This is a genomic window from Bhargavaea ginsengi, assembly GCF_900109165.1.
GTDB classification, from domain to species: domain Bacteria; phylum Bacillota; class Bacilli; order Bacillales_A; family Planococcaceae; genus Bhargavaea; species Bhargavaea ginsengi.
The window spans coordinates 625,518-643,704 of the sequence record NZ_FNZF01000001.1 but is presented as its reverse complement, the minus strand read 5'-3'; the positions used below and the strand labels follow the sequence as shown (position 1 = coordinate 643,704).

Sequence of the window (18,187 nt, the reverse complement as noted above, 5' to 3'; positions counted from 1 at the left end):
AAAGTGGGTGAAGTTGCCATCCGGAACGTTTATCTCATAGATAAAGTGGAATTCATGTACTAATGAGGGAGCCGCGGTCCTTTGCGTCTCCCTTAATTTAATTCTTAGATTATTTTACAAACTGGTAGTTTTTAATGAAGGGAAATTCCAGACAATACCGAAATTATCCGGTAACACCTTAAAGGAGGTTGGCGTATGACACGTATGCCATTCAAAAAGCTTGCGCTATCAACGGCTGCGGCAGGGATGATCTTTGGAGCGGCGCTTCCGGCATCTGCCGCCGGTTATACAGATGTGCCTAAGGAAAGTTCGCATCACGACAATATCGTACGGGCAAATGAACTCGGCATCATGACAGGTTACGGGGACGGGACGTTCAAACCGAACGGACAGCTGAGCCGCGGAAATGTCGTGAAGGCGTTAGGAAAATATGTGGTCAAACATAGCGGGCTCACGCCTGAGGAGTATGTGAAGACATACGGAACCGCTTCTGTTCCGAACTTCTCGGATGTACCGAATAGCTGGGCGGATCAGGAACTCGTCATGTATTCAAAGATTGTCAAGGACATGGGAATTTTCAAAGGTTCCAATAACCGGCTGATGGCGGGGAACCTGATCACACGCGACCAGATGGCGGAAGTACTTGCCCGTACGTTTGCGTTCCGTGATCTTCCGGGTGCACCGGAGATCAGTGACATCGGCGGCTCCGCCTATGCGAAGTCGATTGAAATCCTTTTCGAGAATGGCATCTCTGTCGCCAATCCGTACCATCCGCGTGCCACGACAAGCCGGGCACAACTCGCCACGTTCCTTGTCCGGTCCTACGACAAGGTGAGCAAAGAGGAGTCCGTCATGCCGGCATCGTTCTACTCGGAGCTGAGGAAGGGCAAAGTGTCGGATGCCATCGTGCAGATCGGATCCACGCTTACAGAGCTCAAGAAGAAGGCGGGTGACCCGGAAGCTGAGTATGATTTCGAAGGCGGAATCCGCCACGTATACGGGAAGTATGAATATGGCGTTCCGCACCCTGTTCTGGAAGAAGGCGATCCGGTCACCACGGTGACATACTACTTTGACGAAGAGCCGTCACTGGAAGAAGTGATGCGCCACATGGGGCCGGTTGAGCAAACAGAAGAAGAGGAAGACCCGATGGAATACGACTACCTCTGGTATCACAAAGGTGATTTTGAAGTGTTCTTTGAGTATGAGTGGGGCGGAGACACCATCGATAATGTGACCGTCAAGTCGAATCGATAACGCAAAAGACGCGCTCCTGCGAGGGGCGCGTCTTTGCTTTGTCACGTATTAAACTCCACATAAAACGGCTGGCTTCCAGGATCCAGACATTTTGCAATCCGCTCCCGGAAGTTCCCGTTGCTGACCATGTCGAGCGCATCCGGCAGCGGGAAAAAACCGACTTCGAGTGCTTCTTCACAAGGAGTCGGCGTGCCGCCGACCGGTTTGCCGGTGAAGAGCGTGTTGCAGATGCCGCGGGAGACGTTCTGGTAAATGCCGCAAAAGCCGGTGATCTCAATCTCAATGCCGGATTCCTCCAAGGTCTCCCGGATGGCGGCATCCCGGATCGATTCACCTTCCTCGACCTGGCCGCCGGGCATTTCCCAGCCGCGGCGCGGCCCGCGGATCAGGAGCAGTTCATTTTGGTCGTTCACAACGATGGCGGCAGCCGAGACGATGTGCTTCGGGTGTGCCCAGGACTGGGGCTGAACCGGTTGGGTCATGTCACATTTTCTCCAGAACCCGGATGACTTTCAGCAGATGCTCGTTTTCCGGCACGGGTACGCCGTATTTTTCCCCGAGCTCGACCATCTTGCCGGCCAGAAATTCGACTTCGGTCTTTCGGCCATGTTCAATGTCCTGCAGCATGCTCGTCTTGCCTTCCGGAGACAGGCTGTCCAGAACCGGGCGGAAGCGGGTGATGTCGCGGTCGTTCAGGCCGACGCCTGCCGCCTGGGAGACGAGCACGACTTCCTTCATGACTTCCTCCATCCAGCTTCTTGCGCTGTGGATCGTCTGGAAAATGCCGTACGGTGCTCGGAGGACCGAGGAGGTCTGGTTGACCCCGACGTTGATCATGAACTTCCACCACATCTCGCGCCAGATGTCGTCAGGAATTTCGTAGGGGACGTCCGCGGCTCGGAAAAGGTTCTCAACCGCAGTTTCCGCTTCCGGATATTCGCCGGCACGCGTACCGAACGTAATCTGGCCAAGTTTGGAGTAACGGATGTCACGCTCTTTTCGTTGTGCGTCGATGCCAACGCACATGGCGTAGAGAACCGGGTTGTCCGGGAAGGCCGCCTTCAGGTCTTCTTCACTTGAGATGCCGTTCAGGAGCGGCAGGAGGATCGTCTCCGGCCCGACAAACGGGCGGACACAGTCAATCGCTTCATCCAGCTGATCATTTTTCACGCCGAACAAAATCAGGTCAATCGGCTCCGCCTCATCGGTCAGCGGCTTGTAGCGGAAGCGGGTCTCGCGTCCGTTGATGCGGATGCCGTGATCCCTGTATCGCGTGATGCGGCCTTCGTCGGCCAAAACATGGAAATCTTCTTTCAGATGTGTCTGCAGGCGCTCGGCATAGGCCGCCCCGATGGCTCCGAGGCCGATCAGCGCTGCGGTCCGGATGTCGCTCATGATGTTGTCCCCTTTCTTTCATATATTCAAGAGTTTATCATAGAAGAAGCGGACGGATGACGTAAAATTCTAGGTAATCCGTCTTTTCGGACAGAGAGAAAGGGGATTTTTCAGATGAGAGAATCGGTGAGGGACCGGCTGCTCGCCGGATATGATGGGACGGCAGACCGGGACGGCGTAAGCGGAAAGCGGCTCGCGGACAGGCTGGCAACACTTGCTTCGATCGGGGAGACAGAGGATGGCGGCGTTAACCGCCCAGGTTTCTCGGCGGAAGAAAAGCTGGCGAAGGAACAGGTTATGGAATGGATGCGCGAAGCGGGGCTGGGTGTCCGGATGGATGGCGCCGGGAACGTGATCGGACGGCTTGAAGGAAAGACGGACGGACCAGTATTTGCCGCAGGTTCCCATGTCGACTCGGTCCCGAACGGCGGCAATTTCGACGGCCCGCTCGGCGTACTCTCTGCACTTGAAATGGTTGAAGCGTGGAAAGAGACGGGATATGTGCCGCCTGTTCCGGTTGAAGTGATCATTTTCTCTGAGGAGGAAGGATCAAGGTTCGGCGCGGGCATCATGGGCAGCCAGGCGATGACGGGCGACCTCGGGCGTGAGGCATTATCGGTGCTTTCGGATGCAAACGGCAACTCGTTTGAAGAAGTCATCAATGCTTACGGAACGTCCATGGATGCATTTCTGGAAGTAGCGAGAGACCCGAAGGAAATCGGATTCTACGCGGAAATCCATATCGAGCAGGGGAAACTGCTCGAGCAGGCGGGCTTGCCTGCCGGCATCGTCAAAGGAATTGCGGGACCGGCCTGGCTGAATGCGATCTTCCGCGGCACCGCGGGACATGCCGGAAATACCCCGATGATCGGGCGCAGGGATCCGCTCGTTGCGGCGGGACGCTTTGTGCATGAAGTGAGTTCGCTTCCTGCCCAGTTCAGCGATACTGCCGTGGCTACCGTCGGCAAGCTGAATGTCTCGCCGAACGGCGCCAATGTCATTCCGGAAGAGATTGCGCTCACGATCGATATCCGTGACCTCGATAAGGAGGCGCGTGACGACCTGGTCCAGAAGGTGCGTGAAACAGCGGAGCACTGCGCGGCTGAAGCTGGAGTGGAAGTCGAGCTGAACCTGGCCTCCTCGATCGACCCCGTGCCGGTGACGGATGAAGTACGGGAAGAACTGGCCCAGGTCTTCGGACAAGCGGGAATCCGGCCGATGGAACTCATGAGCGGGGCCGGCCATGACGCCATGATTCTTGGAAGGCATGTGCCGATGGCGATGATCTTCGTAAAAAGCATCGGCGGCATCAGCCACAACCCGGCAGAATGGTCCGACCTCGACGACTGCATCACTGCCGTCCATCTACTGAAGCGGTTCGCGGAAAAACGGATGGAGAAGATGGCCGGGAAATGAGGATTGAGGAAACCAACGGTCCGCGTGAAGCCTATCTTGATTTGCTGATGCTTGCAGATGAAGGGGAGGCGGCCGTCCGGAACTATCTAGGTGACGGCCATCTCTACGTGGCGAGGACAGTAGACGAGGTTCTCGGAGCGGCGCTGTATGTTCCTGTTGATAGAGAAACGGTGGAGCTAAAGAACATCGCACTGTATGAAGCGGCTCGGGGAAAGGGAACCGGACGCGCCCTGATCGAGGACGGGATAGCCCGGTACACGGAGATGGGATTCAGGAGAATGATCGTCGGAACGGCCAACTCCAGCATCGGGAATCTTGCCTTCTACCAGAAATGCGGGTTTCGCATGCACGGCATCCGGAGGAATTTCTTTTTGTCCTATCCCGAACCAATCTGGGAAGATGGGATCCGCGCGTTCGACATGGTGATGTTCGAGAGGGAATTACATAAGTCGGGACTCGAGGAGGAATGACGTTGAAGCGGTTTTTGATCGTATTTATTGGAATGATCGCCGCGCTTCTTGCGGCGGAATGGATTCAGGGCATGCTGCTGACGGCTGCCTATGTGCCCGGCGGCAACACGGTTGAGATGGCCATGTGGGTACGGCTCGGCATCTCGGCATTATTCGTCACGAGCGTTTATCTGCTCATGGACAAGTTCAGGCGGAAGAAGGTGAGCGCATGAGGAACATGACACCGGAACAGTTCAGGGAAAAGGTGCGGAGCGGGGCTTTTTCGGGACCGACCGCAGGCGTATGCGACGGCTATGTACAGGCGAACCTGGCGATCTTGCCGAAGGAGGATGCATTTGTGTTCCTTCTGTTCTGCCAGCGCAATCCGAAGTCGTGCCCGCTGATTGACGTTACCGACATCGGTTCGGCGATTCCGTCGGCGTCTGCTCCGGGTGCCGATCTCCGGACGGACCTGCCGAAATACAGGGTGTACCGGAATGGGGAATTGACCGACGAGCCGACCGATCTGAACGAGTATTGGACGGATGACATGGTGGCGTTCCTGATCGGCTGCAGCTTCACGTTCGAGGAAGCGCTGATCCGCAACGGAATCCCGATGCGGCACCATGAAGAGGGCGTGAATGTCCCGATGTACCGGACCTCAGTGGACACAGTTCCTGCAGGGAAGTTCTCGGGCCCCATGGTCGTCTCGATGCGACCGATGGGCGCGGGCGATGTGGTCCGTGCAGTCCAGGTGACGAGCCGGTTCCCGTCGGTCCACGGGGCGCCGGTCCATATCGGAAATCCGGAGGAAATCGGAATCCGGAATCTTACTAATCCGGACTTTGGTGACGCGGTCACGGTACGTGATGGGGAAACGCCGGTGTTCTGGGCGTGCGGTGTCACCCCTCAGTCCGTTGCGATGCATGCAAAGCCTTCGCTCATGATCACGCATGCGCCGGGCCATATGTTCGTGACGGATCTGAAAAGTGAACAGCTGGGTGTGATTTGATGACAGGAGAGATTAATATGGTACAGACATTGGATGGAATCGGACGTTTTGAAGCACTGAAGGAAAGCTGGCCTGAGCTGTACGCGACGGTCCGGAGTGTGTTTGAAGAAGCGGTGGCGACCCGCCGGCATCTTCATATGAACCCGGAACTTTCATTTGAGGAAACGGAAACAGCCAGGCTGGTGGCGGACAAGCTCCGGAGCTGGGGCTATGACGTCCGGGAAGGAGTCGGCGGCACTGGCGTGATCGGTGTCCTGGAAGGAGCAGCACCGGGACCGGTCGTCGGGCTGCGGGCGGACATGGACGCCCTGCCGATGCTGGATGAAATCGATCAGCCGTACCGAAGCACACGTGACGGCAAGGCTCACACTTGCGGGCATGATGCGCATACATCAATACTTTTGGGCGTTGCCCGGGCGTTTTCCGAGACGGGTCTCCAGAGGGGCACGCTCAAACTCGTCTTCCAGCCGGCCGAGGAAATTGGGAAGGGTGCGGAAGCGATGATCCGTGACGGGGCGCTGGATCATCCGAAAGTGGACGTCATGGCGGGACTTCATGTCCATCCGAGCGTGCGGACAGGCGAATTCTCGCTGTCCACGACCGGGTTTGCGACGGCCGCAGGAGACTTTTTCGAACTTGAGTTTAACGGTGAAGGCGGACACGCGGCTTATCCCCACCAGACGGTCGACCCGATCATGATCGCTGCACAGACGCTCGTCACGATGCAACAGATCGTCAGCCGGCAGACCGACCCGCTTGACTCCGTCGTGCTCAGTTTCGGCAAGATCCAGGGCGGCACGAAAAACAACATCATCCCGGATTCTGTCAGGGTGGAAGGGACCGTCCGCACAGTGTTGCCGGAAACGCGCAACCGGATGGAGGAGCGTATGCGAGCAATCGCAGAAGGCGTCGCCGGCGGGCTCGGCGGCTCCTGCACGCTCACCTATCATTACGGCGTCCCGTCGGTGAAAAACGCGCATGTGCCAGCACGGGTATTTGAGGAAACGGTGGACTCGCTTTTTGGCCCGGAAGCGCTGAAGAAAGTCATCCCGGCGATGGGCGGCGAAGACTTCTCCTTCTTCTCGGAACAAGTCCCGTCCGTCTTCTTCCGCCTCGGCACCCACGGCGAAGATGACCGGACCGCCTACGCCAACCACAACAACCGATTCGACGTCGACGAAGACGCATTCCTGTATGGGATCGCAACATTCATCGAACTGACGAACCGGCTGACGGCGATGGCGCCGGAGGAATTAGAATAAAGGTCGGATAGCCTGCCGTTTGATGCGGCGGGCTTTTTAGCGGGTGGCTGAGTGCGCGATGGAGTCCCTGGGGTTTGCGCGCGAATCGGAAAGGTCGCGTACGAAAAGTCGAGCGCCTACGATTTGAAACCTCCGCCAACCTGCAACCGTACAATTCATTAAAGACCCACAACATGATTGGACGTGAGCCTATGAACATCATCTTCGCCACACTCGGCATCTGGATTATCGCAACCCTTTCCATTTTCGCCTTTATCCGGCGAAGTGAGCGGCAGGATCCGCAGGGGAAGGGCCCGGGCATCATCGCCATCACCTCGGCGCTGCTGGCGTTGCCGGTCGCAGCGATGATGGGCGGGATCCTCTTTGCGCTGGCCGGGTCGGTGCAGGTGGTCGGCTGGTTGTTTGATTTGGAGATCAGTTCGGGCAAAGTCGGGATTTTCGTCATCGCTGTGCTCGTGTATCTGTTCAGTATCGACAGCCTGGTCGAGATTTTCCTGAAATCCGTAATGGGCAAGTCAGTTACGGGCAAGCTGGTGCTGCTGTTCACACGGGTGCTCGCCTTTTACATAATCGGCCTGATTGTCGGCGCGCAGGACGAGACCGCATTGCCGGTCGCGGCCGGACTGGCGGTGATGCTGCTCGTGATGGAAACCCTGTTCCGTCTTTTGAAGAAAAGCGGAAAGGATTCCGGCAGTGAGGGTCGGCGCAGGCGGAATGTGTAATCTCCCGTCAGCATGGTGTACTTTCACACGGCTATTGTGTACTCCCGGGCACGCAACTGCCTCCGTCCCGATATCTCCGCTATAATGGATAGCATCACCAGATAAGAAGAGGGGGCTGCGGGATGGCATCGACACAACAGGACTTCACACAGGGGCCGCTTGCCCGGCAGATGTTCGCCTTTGCCTGGCCGCTCCTGCTGGCGAACCTGCTTCAGGTGTCGTATCAGCTGATCGACTCACTGTGGGTGGGGAACCTGATCGGGGCAGATGCGCTCGGGGCGGTGTCGATTTCGTCGACTGTGCTGTTCACGGTGCTGTCGTTCGTGCTCGGGCTGAACAATGCGGCGCTTACGATCCTGTCCCAGCAAAAGGGGCGCAAAAGTGAAGACGGACTGAAGCGTTACCTGAATGCGTTCGTCGTGCTGATGTCGGTCATGTCGATCGCGCTCGGCATTGTAGGAATCTTTATCGCCGAACCGGTGCTGCGGCTGCTCGGCACGCCGGAAGTGATGTTGCCGATGGCGACGGCGTACCTGCAGATCAACTTCACGGGGATGCTGTTCCTTTTCGGATACAACTTCATCACGACCGTCATGCGGTCGGTCGGGGACTCGAAGACCCCGCTATATTTTGTTGCGGCTGCGGTTGTTCTCAATGCCGTTCTCGACCCGGTATTCATTTCGGTATTCGGATGGGGAATCGAGGGGGCGGCGTATGCGACTGTGCTGTCTCAGGGGCTGTCGTTCATTGGAGGCCTCATCTACATACTCCGGAAACAGCTAGTGCCGTTTACGAAGCCGACAATTCCGAAGTCACGGGAAGTCAGGGACATCCTGAAGCTCGGCATTCCGGCGGGGCTTCAGATGAGCGTCATTTCGGCGGGTGTCATGGCGATCATGAGCGTTGTCGCATCGTTCGGCCCTGCGGTTGTCGCCGGGTACGGTGCGGCCTGGCGGCTCGACAGCCTCATCATGCTGCCGGCGCAGGCGCTCGGGACGGCCGTGAACTCGATGGCGGGCCAGAATATCGGAGCGGACAAATGGGAACGGGTCGGACGCATCACGAAGTATGGCTTCTTCTTTAACCTTGGAGCGATGCTCTTTATGGCGGCACTATTGTTTCTGCTCGCAGAACCCGCTGTCAGGCTGTTTATCCGGGAGCCGGAGGCGGTTGAATTCGGTACAGACTATCTGAGGACGATTACGTTCTTTTATCCGTTCCTCGGCATCAACTTTATCCTGAACGGTGCGGTACGCGCGGCGGGAGCGATGTTCCAGGTGCTGGTCCTGAACATCATTTCGTTCTGGGTGCTGCGCTACCCGTTCGTCTGGCTGTTTTCCGAATGGTTCGGCCGCGACGGGATCGCATTCGGCATGGGAACGAGCTTTATCATCAGCAGTGTGTTCGCGTTTCTTTACTACCGGTACGGGAAGTGGAGAGAGATCAAAGCAATTTCTGAGGAGTGATCGATATGGCAGTGGATGGAATCATTTTCGATTTGGATGGGACGCTGTGGGATTCCCGCAAGGCGGTTGCAGAGTCGTGGACGAAGGTTGTGCAGGAACGTCATGATAAGGAGCGCGAGGTGACGGAAGATGATCTGACGGGTCTGATGGGACTGCAGCTGCCGGAGATCGGAGACCGGCTTTTCCCGGAACTGGACGCAGATGAACGCAAAGAATTGATGGACGAGTGCTGTGTGTATGAGAACGACTACGTTGCCAAGGAAGGCGGCGTACTGTATCCGGGACTGGAAGAGGTGCTGGAGCAGTTATCCCAAACTTACCCGCTCTATATCGTCAGCAACTGCCAGGACGGTTACATCGAAGCGTTTTTCGAGGCGCATGGGCTCGGCAGGTACTTTAAAGACTACGAAAACCCCGGTCGCACGGGATTGCCGAAAAGCGGCAATATCAAGCTTGTCTTGGAGCGGAACAATCTGAAGAACGCAGTGTACATCGGGGATACACAAGGTGACGAAGATGCGGCGAGGGGTGCCGGCGTGCCGTTTATATGGGCGGCCTACGGATTCGGTCAGCCGGAGAATCCGGATTACCGGATCGGTTCTCTCGCAGAACTGCCGGGGCTGGTGGAGCGGCTTTGAGGTACAGGGCCGGGCGGGATATATGGCTCGGCTGTGTGATCTGGGGTAGCATTGCGCTTCTCATCTGGGGCGTCAGTGAAATGTTATCAGGCGGTGACCCGGTCGGCGCAATTATTGTTGGAGCCGTCATCCTCCTTTTATTGTCGATCTGGTTCCGTACATCCTATGAGATTAAAGATGGGCGCCTGTTCATCACTTCCGGCCCGTACTACAAATCGATCCCGATTGACCGGATCACCTCTGTCCGTAAGACGACAAACCCGTTCACCTCACCATCGCTCACCACCCGGAAGCTGGAAATCCAGTTCGGGACTCATGGTGTCGTATCAGTCGGACCGGAAGACCGGGATGAACTGATCCGGGCGCTGCGGGAAGTGAATCCTGAAATCGAAGTGAGGAAATAGCAGAATCTAAAGACGCATGCAAAAAAGCGGCGTCTTTATTTCTATCATACAATTTCAGAATATTTAATATACAGGTTTAAGGGAGGAGGTGTTGGGAGAAAGGAAAAGACACGGCCAAATTTAAAGGGGGACTCTGATGAAAGCGAAAGCGCAGCCGACATTTACGTATGCCCTGGTGTCTATGATTCTTCTTTTTGCACTTCTTGTCACGGGAATTGTTGTTCTGGAACTTAACCTGCAGCTGACGATGTTCATCGGACTTATGGCGGCCATCCCGATCGCCATGAAAATCGGGTTCTCGTACAGTGAAGTCGAAGGGTTTGCGTTCGACATGATCCGGAATGCCCTGGGTGTGATCATGATCCTGATTGCAGTCGGTACGCTGATCGGGACATGGGCGGCGGCGGGAACCATCTCTACGCTTACGTCGATCGGCCTACAGATTATCCATCCGACCTACTTTCTTGTCACGGCGCTGATCTTATGCGCGCTCGTTTCGATGGCGACCGGGACCTCGTGGGGAACGATCGGTTCTGTAGGCATCGCTCTGATTGGCGTGTCCGAAGCATTCGGCATCCCGGCCGGCATGGCAGCGGGTGCCATCATTTCCGGGGCGGTTTTCGGGGATAAGCTGTCCCCGCTGTCCGACAGTACGAATATGGCAGCGGCTGTCTCACGTGTCGACCTGATTGCCCATGTGCGGCATATGCTCTGGACGACCGTTCCGGCACTTATTGGAACGGCGGTCTTGTTCACGATTGTCGGATTTATGCAGGGGACTGCAGGTGCAGCTGCGGGGGCTGGCCAGTTGGAGACCATTCAGTCAGGAATCGCGGCAGAACTGCAGACCGGCTGGGTAACGCTCCTGCCAATCGCAATCGTCATCACGTTGCTTGTGATGCAAAAACCGGCACTTCCGGCCATCTTTGTCGGTGCGCTCGCGGGACTCGCCGTGGCGGTATTTTATCAGGGCTTTTCGTTCACGGAAGGGATCGGGTTCATGTGGGGCGGCTATGTGTCGGAGACAGGCATCGGCATTGTCGATGAACTCCTGACCACGGGCGGCATCGTCAGCATGCTGAACACGGTTGTGCTATTTCTGTTCGCTCTCGGATTCGGCGGGATTCTCACGCATTCGGGCCTTCTGGGGACATTGCTCCGGCCGATGTTCCGGAAAGTTGGTTCTGTCAGAAAACTGATTCCGGCGACACTTGCGGTGACGTTCGTGAACTGCGGAGTGGGTGCATCCGGGAACTTTGCATATGCCGTTACGGGACCCGCTATGGCGCCACTTTACGAACGGCTGAACCTGGACCGGGCCAATCTGTCCCGGACAATGGAGGATGCCGGAGCGGTGTCCGGGGTCATCATCCCGTGGCATATCACGGCGGTGTTTGCTGCAGGTACGCTCGGTGTCGGCCAATTTGAGTTTATTCCTTTCCTGTTCCTCAGCTACCTCTCGCCGCTGGTAGCCCTGATCTATGGACTGACCGGCTTTGCGATCAAGAAGGCGGATGGGGAAGAGGACGGGGACGGAGGCGGGCTGTCGGCCGCAAGTGCGGTCAGCGAATGACGTCTCCAAGGTACGGACGGACGGCCACATTTTGTTTGCACCAGCGTTTTTCTCCTCAAGCTTGTGGGAAGAATAGATGAAAGGGGACATGCGGACGTGCCTTGAAATGAAACAGCAACAAGACGGAGGCGATTAAATGCTTTTAGATGAAGTATTTGAAAGGCTGGATGAAAAAAAGGACCGGATCATTGAAATCCGCCGCTATCTTCATGAACATCCGGAGTTGTCCTTCGAGGAAGAGGAAACGGCCAAGTATATAAGTGACTTCTATGCCGATGTGCCCGTGGATCATGTTGAAACGGACTTTGGCGGGCAGCGTGGCATTGTGGTGACGATCAATGGCGCAAAGTCGGGGAAAACCATTGCGATCCGCGCGGATTTTGACGCATTGCCGATCAAAGAGGAAACAGGGCTTCCGTTTGCCTCGAAAAATGAAGGGGTCATGCATGCATGCGGTCATGACGGACATACCGCCTACATGCTGGTGCTGGCCGAGACGCTGGCGGAGTTCAAGGACCGGCTTCAGGGAACAGTCCGGGTCATCCATCAGCCTGCGGAGGAGATGCCGCCCGGCGGCGCCATCGGTATGATTGAGGCAGGTGTTCTGGATGGGGCGGAGGCCATTCTCGGAATCCATGTAATGAGCAACATGGAAACGGGCAAAGTGTACTATCGTAGCGGGAACACGCAAACCGGCAGGTCCTACTTTAAACTGGTTGTGCAGGGCAAAGGCGGACACGGATCTTCGCCGCATTTGGCCAATGATGCGGTCGTCGCAGCCAGTTCGTTTGTGATGAACCTGCAGACAATCGTAAGCCGCCGGATCAACCCGTTTGATGCCGCGACAGTCACGATCGGGAACCTGGACGGCAAAGGGACATTCAACGTCATCAAGGATTCCGTGACGATTGAAGGGGACATCCGGGCGATGTCAGATGAAACCAGGGAGATCGTCGAACGTGAGGTCCGTGCGTTTACGGAAGGCCTGGAGCGGTCATTCCGAGTCACCTGCGACCTGGAATACAAAAATGACTATCCGGTACTTTATAACAACCCGGAAGTTACAGAGCAGGTCAGGCAGTCGCTGGACAGGGCACAAATTCCGGAAGTCGATGCGGTTCTGGAGACGCCTCCGCAGCCCCCATCGGAAGACTTCGCTTATTATCTTCAAAAAGTGCCGGGATGCTTTTTCTATGTCGGAGCGGCACCGGAGACAGGGGAGGCCTATCCGCATCACCATCCGAAGTTCAATATTGATGAGAAAAGCCTGATCATCAGCGCGAAGTCGATGGCGGCGGCGGTACTGTCGTATTGCGATGGCAGCGAAAACGAATAACACCGACAAGGAAATGGACTGAAGGCCTGCGCATCGGATGCAGGCTTTTAGATTTCCAGCGTTTCTGCATACATGTTTCTCAGGCGCATTGGGTATGGATAAAGACGATGATACATAGGAGGGGAAACATGGACAGACATTCGGTACTTCCGATGAATCCGGCCATGCCGGTGAGGGTAATGAGGCCGCAGGCAGGCAAGAAAATGCCGCCTCTGGCGGATTCGGCCCCTGTAAAGCAGATGCGGCAGATGAACAGGGGAATCGTGACAGCATTTGGCGCGATCGGCATCGCGCAAGCACTTAAAATATTCACCCACAAGGCAGTGACAGGCAAGTGGGACTGGCGGCCGCTTTTCACGACGGGGGGCATGCCGAGCTCGCATTCCGCGGGAGTTTCTGCACTTGCAACCTACGTCGCTTCGAACCGGGGCGCGCGTCATACTGAAACTGCGGTTGCCGTAGTACTTGCCACCATCGTCATGTATGACGCTCAGGGCATCCGTCGTCATACCGGTGAGATCGCCAAGCTCGTGAACGACCTGGAAGACAACTTCGTCAAGCTGTCAGGCGAATTCCCGAGCCTCAAGTACGAGGAACAGGAAAAAGAGCTAAAGGAACTGCTTGGCCATCAACCCCTTGAAGTTCTTGCGGGCGCCCTCTTTGGCGGTGCTCTCGGCCTCGTTTCGGCAAAGATCGAAAACCAGGAGCGGGAGATTGAGCATGCGCGGGGAATCTATCCTGATTACTTGGACGAACGAAGCTGAAAAAGAGCATTCCGGAACATTCCGGAATGCTCTTTTTTCAGTTCTGCTCAAACGCATAGCCGAACCGGTACAGCTTCGATTCATCCCCGTGATTTCCGATCAGCTGGATGCCGATCGGAAGCCCGTTTCTCGAGAAACCGGCAGGGAGGCCCAGGCTCGGATTGCCGGTAAAGTTGGTCGGCGATGTAAGGCTAAGAAGAGCCGGGATGACGTCGATTTCCTTGCCGTCCACAATGGTTTTTCGCTCACCGATCGGTGTCGGGAGAATCGGTAATGTCGGTGTAAGCAGGACATCGGCTTTGGAGAATACCTCATTGAACGCTTCAATCAGGCGGGGACGTTCCTGCTGGGCACGGACATATTCCCAGCCTGGCCGCCTGACGCTTGCTTCCAGCCGTGCGAGCACTTCCGGCGCATAGTCGCCTGGCCGACTTTCCATTGTCTTCCGGTGGATGGCGGCCGCTTCGCACTGGATGGTCACAATCTGCGCGTCATTGATCTCGGACATGACCGGGATATCGACTTCGATCACTCTCGCCCCGAGCGCCTCGAATTTTCGGGCGGCGCTTTCTGCGGCGGTACGGACTTCCGGATCGAGCAATCGGAAGTATTGCGACGGCAGACCAATCACCTTTCCTTCCACGCCATCCCGAAGCTCCTCGGTGAAGTCCGGCGGAGACTCCAGAAGGGAGTATCGGTCCGCAGGGTCCGGGCCGGACAAGATATTGAGCAGAATCGCGTTTTCTTCCACGCCTGCCGTGATCGGCCCGGGATGGTCCAGTGTGTAGGCGAGCGGGAAAATGTTGTGTTTGCTAATGCGGCCGAAAGTGGGTTTCATTCCGACCAGGTTGCAGGCGCTCGCCGGAATACGGACCGATCCGCCGGTGTCCGTCCCGATGCCGGCAAGTGCCATGCCGGACGCAACTGCCGCAGCCGAACCGCTGCTTGACCCGCCGGAAATCTTCGATGGATCGTACGGATTTTGGACAGGCCCGAAGTGGGAGACGTCTCCCGTTGGTCCGTAGGCGAACTCATGAGTATTTGTCTTTCCTATAATAACAGCACCGGCATCCTTCAGCTTTTCAATAACTGTAGCGTCTTCAGACGGAATGAAATCCTGATGGATCGAGGATCCCATCGTCGTCAGGATCTCTTTTGTGAAGACAAGGTCCTTCACAGCAATCGGAATTCCGTGAAGCGGACCGCGCACGGTGCCGGCTTCCCATTCACGGGTGAGCTGCTCCGCTTCTCGGACAGCCTCTTCTTCGCATACCGTGATATAGGCGTTGAGCTCAGGATCCTTTTTCCGGATGGTTTCGAGCGTCTCATTGACCAGTTCAATCGGAGATTTCTCCCGCTCCCGGATCGAGCGGATGGCATCCATCATGTTCAACGCAATCCCCCCTTTTCCTAAAGGGTAGTCGAATGGCTGGAGATTTTGCAACTATCTGGTGACATGCGCAGTCCGTTCGGTCAGAATGGAAAAAGAGAATATCAGAAGGAGAGAATCAAAATGCAACCACAATCGTTTGAAGAAGCAGTGGCACAGAAGGGTCTGCAACGCATTGCGCTTTGGGGCAAGGTGACCGGCATTGCGATGATGATCACCGGCGGAATCACCGGTGTGCTCGGCCTGTTCAACTTTATTGTCGGTGCGATCCCGGGTGCAATCACACTATTCATGGGGTACCTGATCTACAAGACCGCCACGGCCGCAGCACAGATTCGCGATGGCGGGGATACCCGTGCATTGAGCGACCTGTTCCATAATTACGGCCTATATCTCCTCGTCACATTCATTATGTTTGCCGTGGGTATAGGAATTACGATTCTCATGCTGGTGCTCTTCGGCGTCGCGATCTTCAGCGGATTCATGTTTGACGGTTATTACTAAGTTGCACGAATTGACTTCCCATCACGGGGAGTCTTTTTTTGACCTCATATTGTACAAGACGACATATTTCCCGGGAAATATAGTGGATCATTGCGGAATGGAGCGGAAAGTGCGGCAAGAAAGGCGAGTTTTCCGAGAACTCTGTATTCATACAGTTCAAGCAGTCACTTAATCAAGAAAACGCTATCTTGGCAACTAAAGGAAGGTTGATATACAACAGATGATATAATTTTACTTATCAGAAAGTTCATTATTCCAACAAGAGGTGAGCAGACATGAATGTACCGCTGATATTGACTGACTTCCTGGACCGCGCAGTCCGTCTGTACGGGGAGAAGACGGCCGTAATCGACCATGATGAGGGACGCAAGCTGACTTACAACGAATTAGGCGAACGGGTCAATCGCCTGTCGCACGGCCTGCAATCACTTGGTGTGGAGAAGGGCGACCGTGTTGCTTACCTCGCGCCAAATTCACTGGAAATGCTGGAAGGGTTCTATGGAATCTATCAGACGGGAGCAGTCATGGTGCCGCTCAACATCCGGCTCAAGCCGGAAGATTACCAGTTTATCCTCAACCACAGCGAATCCAAGGTGCTGTTCGCCGACCAGGACCTGCTTCATCTGATTGAGCCGGTGAAGGACCAGTTCGAAACCGTCGAGCGGATCATCGTGCATTATCATGACGGAGAGACAGAAGAGACGTCTTATGACGAGTGGCTGGCTCAGTTCCCGGAAGAGCCGTTCAACCGGGCGGAACTCGGGGAAGACGACGTCGCGAGCCTGCTCTATACAAGCGGGACGACCGGCAACCCGAAGGGCGTCATGCTGACACACCGGAACAACTACCTGCACGCAATGTCGCTGATGCATCACCTCCGTGTGTATGACACGGACACGTATCTTCATGTTCTGCCGATGTTCCACGTCAATGGCTGGGGCGCGCCGTTCTATTACACAGCAAACGGGGCGACTCATGTCTGCCTCCGCAAGGCACGTCCCGAGACGATCTATGACGCGATCAATTCCCATGGCGTGACGTCGGTCCACATGGCGCCGACCGTTCTTAATTCACTGCTGCTGTACTATGATTCCAATAAGCCTCAGACGGGCACGGCTGATCTCCGCATAGTCATCGCAGGTTCCGCTCCGCCGCCGGCCTTTATCCGCCGAGTCGAAGATGAGCTGGGCTGGGAGTTTATCCAGGTGTACGGCATGACCGAATCATCCCCGCTCAGCCTGACGTCATCAAGCCGTTCGACGGAAGCACATCTTCCGGCCGAGCAGCGCACCCGACTAAAAGCGAAGGCCGGCTACCCGATGGTCGGAAACGATGTCCGTGTCGTCAACGACTTTGGCGAGGAAGTGCCGCATGACGGCAAGTCCATCGGTGAGGTCGTCGTCCGGAGCCATGGCGTCATGAAAGGCTACTGGAAAAACGAAGAAGCCACAGCGGAAGCCCTCCGGAACGGCTGGCTGCATACCGGAGACATGGGCACTGTCGACGAATTCGGGCACATCGATATCACCGACCGGAAAAAAGATATCATCATCTCCGGCGGGGAAAATATCTCCTCTATTGAAGTCGAGGGGGCACTCTACGAGCATCCGGACATCTTGGAAGCAGCCGTCATCGCGGTCCCTCATGAGAAATGGGGAGAGACCCCTCACACCTATGTCGTTCTGCGTGAAGGCGCAAGCCTGAGCGAACAGGAGGTTATCGACTTCTCCCGTTCGAAACTGGCGCACTTCAAGGCTGTTACCGGCGTGACCTTCGTTGACGAGCTTCCGAAGACTGCTTCCGGCAAGATTCAAAAGGTCCATCTGCGGAACGACTACTGGGAATCCCATAAGGGAGTAGCTGTTGCAGGGCGCTTTGTGAACTAAATAAGGTAAATATCGCAGATCTGCCTAAGCAGGTCTGTTTTTTCGGGTAAAGTTCCTTTTCAGGTACAGTCCGTCCAAATCGACTATGGTAGACTATTGGAAAAGTCCATACGAGGCACGGAATTCTTACCTGAGGTGATCAAGAATGGACGATAAGCTGCTGACTAAAGAAGAGCTGATTGAAAAAGGCTTTGACTACGAAGATCTGGAGATGGAGCCGCCGAGCGACCAGCTGTTTGTACGGACCGGTGAGGAAGGGAACGACCTCGTTCCGGTCAATGGGCTGGTCTATGAGCTGAGCGAGCAGGACGGCTCGGTCCTGAATTACGGAGAGTATGCGGACGGACTGCCCCATGGAATTTCGGTGGACTTCCATCTGAACGGACAAGTAAAGCAGATCCACACCCATTTCCACGGGCCGATCCACGGCGAACAACATCAATGGGACAAGGAAGGACGCCTCGTATTCTGGGGAGAATACGAGTATGGGCATGAGCTGAAATATAAAAGATGGGATGAGTCCGGTGAACTCTTTGAAGAGAAAACGGAACCGGACGACAGCCAATTGACCATGATTTTGCAGAGTCGTAGACTCTATAAGAAACATTACGGAGCAGAATAAGAGTGACAGAACCGGACCCTGATATGCTCGGACTGATCGAGTCACAGCGCGCGTACTATCAAAATCGTGAGTAAGCAAAGGAAGTGGCAAG

19 protein-coding genes are annotated in these 18,187 nt (G+C 55.7%); 16 read left to right on the top strand and 3 right to left on the bottom strand.

Going from position 1 to position 18,187, the window contains the following annotated elements; genetic code table 11:
* The first annotated feature begins 195 nt into the window (after positions 1–195).
* Positions 196–1,257 carry an S-layer homology domain-containing protein gene (locus tag BMX91_RS03065; protein WP_092049810.1) on the top strand — a complete coding sequence of 354 codons (1,062 nt, stop codon included), beginning with the start codon at positions 196–198 and terminating at the stop codon, positions 1,255–1,257.
* Positions 1,258–1,298: 41 nt separating this feature from the next.
* Here BMX91_RS03065 and BMX91_RS03060 read toward each other — a convergent pair whose 3' ends face one another.
* Complete coding sequence (locus BMX91_RS03060; protein WP_092049807.1) at positions 1,299–1,739, bottom strand: NUDIX hydrolase; 441 nt, start codon at positions 1,737–1,739, stop codon at positions 1,299–1,301.
* A gap of 1 nt (position 1,740) precedes the next feature.
* Entirely contained in the window at positions 1,741–2,652 is a 912-nt protein-coding gene (locus BMX91_RS03055) for a ketopantoate reductase family protein (RefSeq protein WP_092049804.1), read from the bottom strand.
* A gap of 114 nt (positions 2,653–2,766) precedes the next feature.
* Between BMX91_RS03055 and BMX91_RS03050 the strand changes: the two genes are divergently transcribed.
* The 12 genes from BMX91_RS03050 to BMX91_RS02995 all read left to right on the top strand — a co-directional run bounded on the left by BMX91_RS03050 (position 2,767) and on the right by BMX91_RS02995 (position 13,694).
* Entirely contained in the window at positions 2,767–4,068 is a 1,302-nt protein-coding gene (locus BMX91_RS03050; protein ID WP_092049801.1) for a M20 family metallo-hydrolase, read from the top strand.
* Complete coding sequence (locus BMX91_RS03045) at positions 4,065–4,538, top strand: GNAT family N-acetyltransferase (protein ID WP_092049799.1); 474 nt, start codon at positions 4,065–4,067, stop codon at positions 4,536–4,538. The genes BMX91_RS03050 and BMX91_RS03045 overlap by 4 nt, the downstream gene beginning before the upstream one ends.
* 2 nt (positions 4,539–4,540) lie before the next feature.
* Positions 4,541–4,750: a hypothetical protein gene (locus BMX91_RS03040; protein ID WP_092049796.1), complete on the top strand. Its 210-nt coding sequence runs from the start codon at positions 4,541–4,543 to the stop codon at positions 4,748–4,750.
* The gene (locus BMX91_RS03035) at positions 4,747–5,529 is read left to right on the top strand and encodes a putative hydro-lyase (protein ID WP_092049794.1); all 783 of its coding nucleotides are present in this window, start codon (positions 4,747–4,749) and stop codon (positions 5,527–5,529) included. Before BMX91_RS03040 ends, BMX91_RS03035 begins: the two co-directional genes overlap by 4 nt.
* Before the next feature lie 17 nt (positions 5,530–5,546).
* On the top strand, positions 5,547–6,791 hold the full coding sequence (locus tag BMX91_RS03030; protein WP_092049792.1) for a M20 metallopeptidase family protein: 1,245 nt from the start codon (positions 5,547–5,549) through the stop codon (positions 6,789–6,791).
* 191 nt (positions 6,792–6,982) lie between these two features.
* A complete protein-coding gene (locus tag BMX91_RS03025) occupies positions 6,983–7,513 on the top strand; it encodes a hypothetical protein (RefSeq protein WP_092049791.1) in 531 nt (176 codons plus the stop codon).
* 122 nt (positions 7,514–7,635) lie between these two features.
* Positions 7,636–8,979, top strand: a complete 1,344-nt coding sequence (locus BMX91_RS03020) for an MATE family efflux transporter (RefSeq protein WP_092049790.1) — start codon at positions 7,636–7,638, stop codon at positions 8,977–8,979.
* Positions 8,980–8,984: 5 nt separating this feature from the next.
* Entirely contained in the window at positions 8,985–9,617 is a 633-nt protein-coding gene (locus BMX91_RS03015) for an HAD family hydrolase (protein ID WP_092049788.1), read from the top strand.
* Positions 9,614–10,021, top strand: a complete 408-nt coding sequence (locus BMX91_RS03010; RefSeq protein WP_177168239.1) for a PH domain-containing protein — start codon at positions 9,614–9,616, stop codon at positions 10,019–10,021. The genes BMX91_RS03015 and BMX91_RS03010 overlap by 4 nt, the downstream gene beginning before the upstream one ends.
* A gap of 136 nt (positions 10,022–10,157) precedes the next feature.
* Entirely contained in the window at positions 10,158–11,594 is a 1,437-nt protein-coding gene (nhaC, locus tag BMX91_RS03005) for a Na+/H+ antiporter NhaC (RefSeq protein ID WP_092049785.1), read from the top strand.
* 136 nt (positions 11,595–11,730) lie between these two features.
* Positions 11,731–12,930: a M20 family metallopeptidase gene (locus tag BMX91_RS03000; RefSeq protein WP_092049783.1), complete on the top strand. Its 1,200-nt coding sequence runs from the start codon at positions 11,731–11,733 to the stop codon at positions 12,928–12,930.
* Between the two features lie 239 nt (positions 12,931–13,169).
* Positions 13,170–13,694, top strand: a complete 525-nt coding sequence (locus BMX91_RS02995) for a divergent PAP2 family protein (RefSeq protein WP_092050750.1) — start codon at positions 13,170–13,172, stop codon at positions 13,692–13,694.
* A gap of 37 nt (positions 13,695–13,731) precedes the next feature.
* Here the strand turns inward: BMX91_RS02995 and BMX91_RS02990 are convergent, their stop codons facing one another.
* Positions 13,732–15,081, bottom strand: a complete 1,350-nt coding sequence (locus tag BMX91_RS02990; RefSeq protein WP_245744272.1) for an amidase — start codon at positions 15,079–15,081, stop codon at positions 13,732–13,734.
* A 126-nt stretch (positions 15,082–15,207) separates the two neighbouring features.
* On the opposite strand from BMX91_RS02990, the gene BMX91_RS02985 reads away from it, so the two are divergent.
* The 3 genes from BMX91_RS02985 to BMX91_RS02975 all read left to right on the top strand — a co-directional run bounded on the left by BMX91_RS02985 (position 15,208) and on the right by BMX91_RS02975 (position 18,096).
* A complete protein-coding gene (locus tag BMX91_RS02985; protein WP_092049779.1) occupies positions 15,208–15,588 on the top strand; it encodes a DUF5362 family protein in 381 nt (126 codons plus the stop codon).
* Positions 15,589–15,863: 275 nt separating this feature from the next.
* Complete coding sequence (locus BMX91_RS02980) at positions 15,864–17,474, top strand: long-chain-fatty-acid--CoA ligase (RefSeq protein ID WP_092049776.1); 1,611 nt, start codon at positions 15,864–15,866, stop codon at positions 17,472–17,474.
* Between the two features lie 145 nt (positions 17,475–17,619).
* The gene (locus BMX91_RS02975; protein ID WP_092049773.1) at positions 17,620–18,096 is read left to right on the top strand and encodes a toxin-antitoxin system YwqK family antitoxin; all 477 of its coding nucleotides are present in this window, start codon (positions 17,620–17,622) and stop codon (positions 18,094–18,096) included.
* The last annotated feature ends 91 nt before the right edge of the window (positions 18,097–18,187 follow it).

Bases quoted from the DNA above. Each gene is read 5' to 3' on its own strand.
- BMX91_RS03055 (WP_092049804.1), bottom strand. From the start codon at position 2,652: ATGAGCGACATCCGGACCGCAGCGCTGATCGGCCTCGGAGCCATCGGG.
- BMX91_RS03060 (WP_092049807.1), bottom strand. From the start codon at position 1,739: ATGACCCAACCGGTTCAGCCCCAGTCCTGGGCACACCCGAAGCACATC.
- BMX91_RS03065 (WP_092049810.1), top strand. From the start codon at position 196: ATGACACGTATGCCATTCAAAAAGCTTGCGCTATCAACGGCTGCGGCA.
- BMX91_RS03035 (WP_092049794.1), top strand. From the start codon at position 4,747: ATGAGGAACATGACACCGGAACAGTTCAGGGAAAAGGTGCGGAGCGGG.
- nhaC (WP_092049785.1), top strand. From the start codon at position 10,158: ATGAAAGCGAAAGCGCAGCCGACATTTACGTATGCCCTGGTGTCTATG.
- BMX91_RS03020 (WP_092049790.1), top strand. From the start codon at position 7,636: ATGGCATCGACACAACAGGACTTCACACAGGGGCCGCTTGCCCGGCAG.
- BMX91_RS02995 (WP_092050750.1), top strand. From the start codon at position 13,170: ATGCGGCAGATGAACAGGGGAATCGTGACAGCATTTGGCGCGATCGGC.
- BMX91_RS03000 (WP_092049783.1), top strand. From the start codon at position 11,731: ATGCTTTTAGATGAAGTATTTGAAAGGCTGGATGAAAAAAAGGACCGG.
- BMX91_RS03030 (WP_092049792.1), top strand. From the start codon at position 5,547: ATGGTACAGACATTGGATGGAATCGGACGTTTTGAAGCACTGAAGGAA.
- BMX91_RS03015 (WP_092049788.1), top strand. From the start codon at position 8,985: ATGGCAGTGGATGGAATCATTTTCGATTTGGATGGGACGCTGTGGGAT.
- BMX91_RS02980 (WP_092049776.1), top strand. From the start codon at position 15,864: ATGAATGTACCGCTGATATTGACTGACTTCCTGGACCGCGCAGTCCGT.
- BMX91_RS03025 (WP_092049791.1), top strand. From the start codon at position 6,983: ATGAACATCATCTTCGCCACACTCGGCATCTGGATTATCGCAACCCTT.
- BMX91_RS02985 (WP_092049779.1), top strand. From the start codon at position 15,208: ATGCAACCACAATCGTTTGAAGAAGCAGTGGCACAGAAGGGTCTGCAA.
- BMX91_RS03045 (WP_092049799.1), top strand. From the start codon at position 4,065: ATGAGGATTGAGGAAACCAACGGTCCGCGTGAAGCCTATCTTGATTTG.
- BMX91_RS02975 (WP_092049773.1), top strand. From the start codon at position 17,620: ATGGACGATAAGCTGCTGACTAAAGAAGAGCTGATTGAAAAAGGCTTT.
- BMX91_RS03050 (WP_092049801.1), top strand. From the start codon at position 2,767: ATGAGAGAATCGGTGAGGGACCGGCTGCTCGCCGGATATGATGGGACG.
- BMX91_RS02990 (WP_245744272.1), bottom strand. From the start codon at position 15,081: ATGATGGATGCCATCCGCTCGATCCGGGAGCGGGAGAAATCTCCGATT.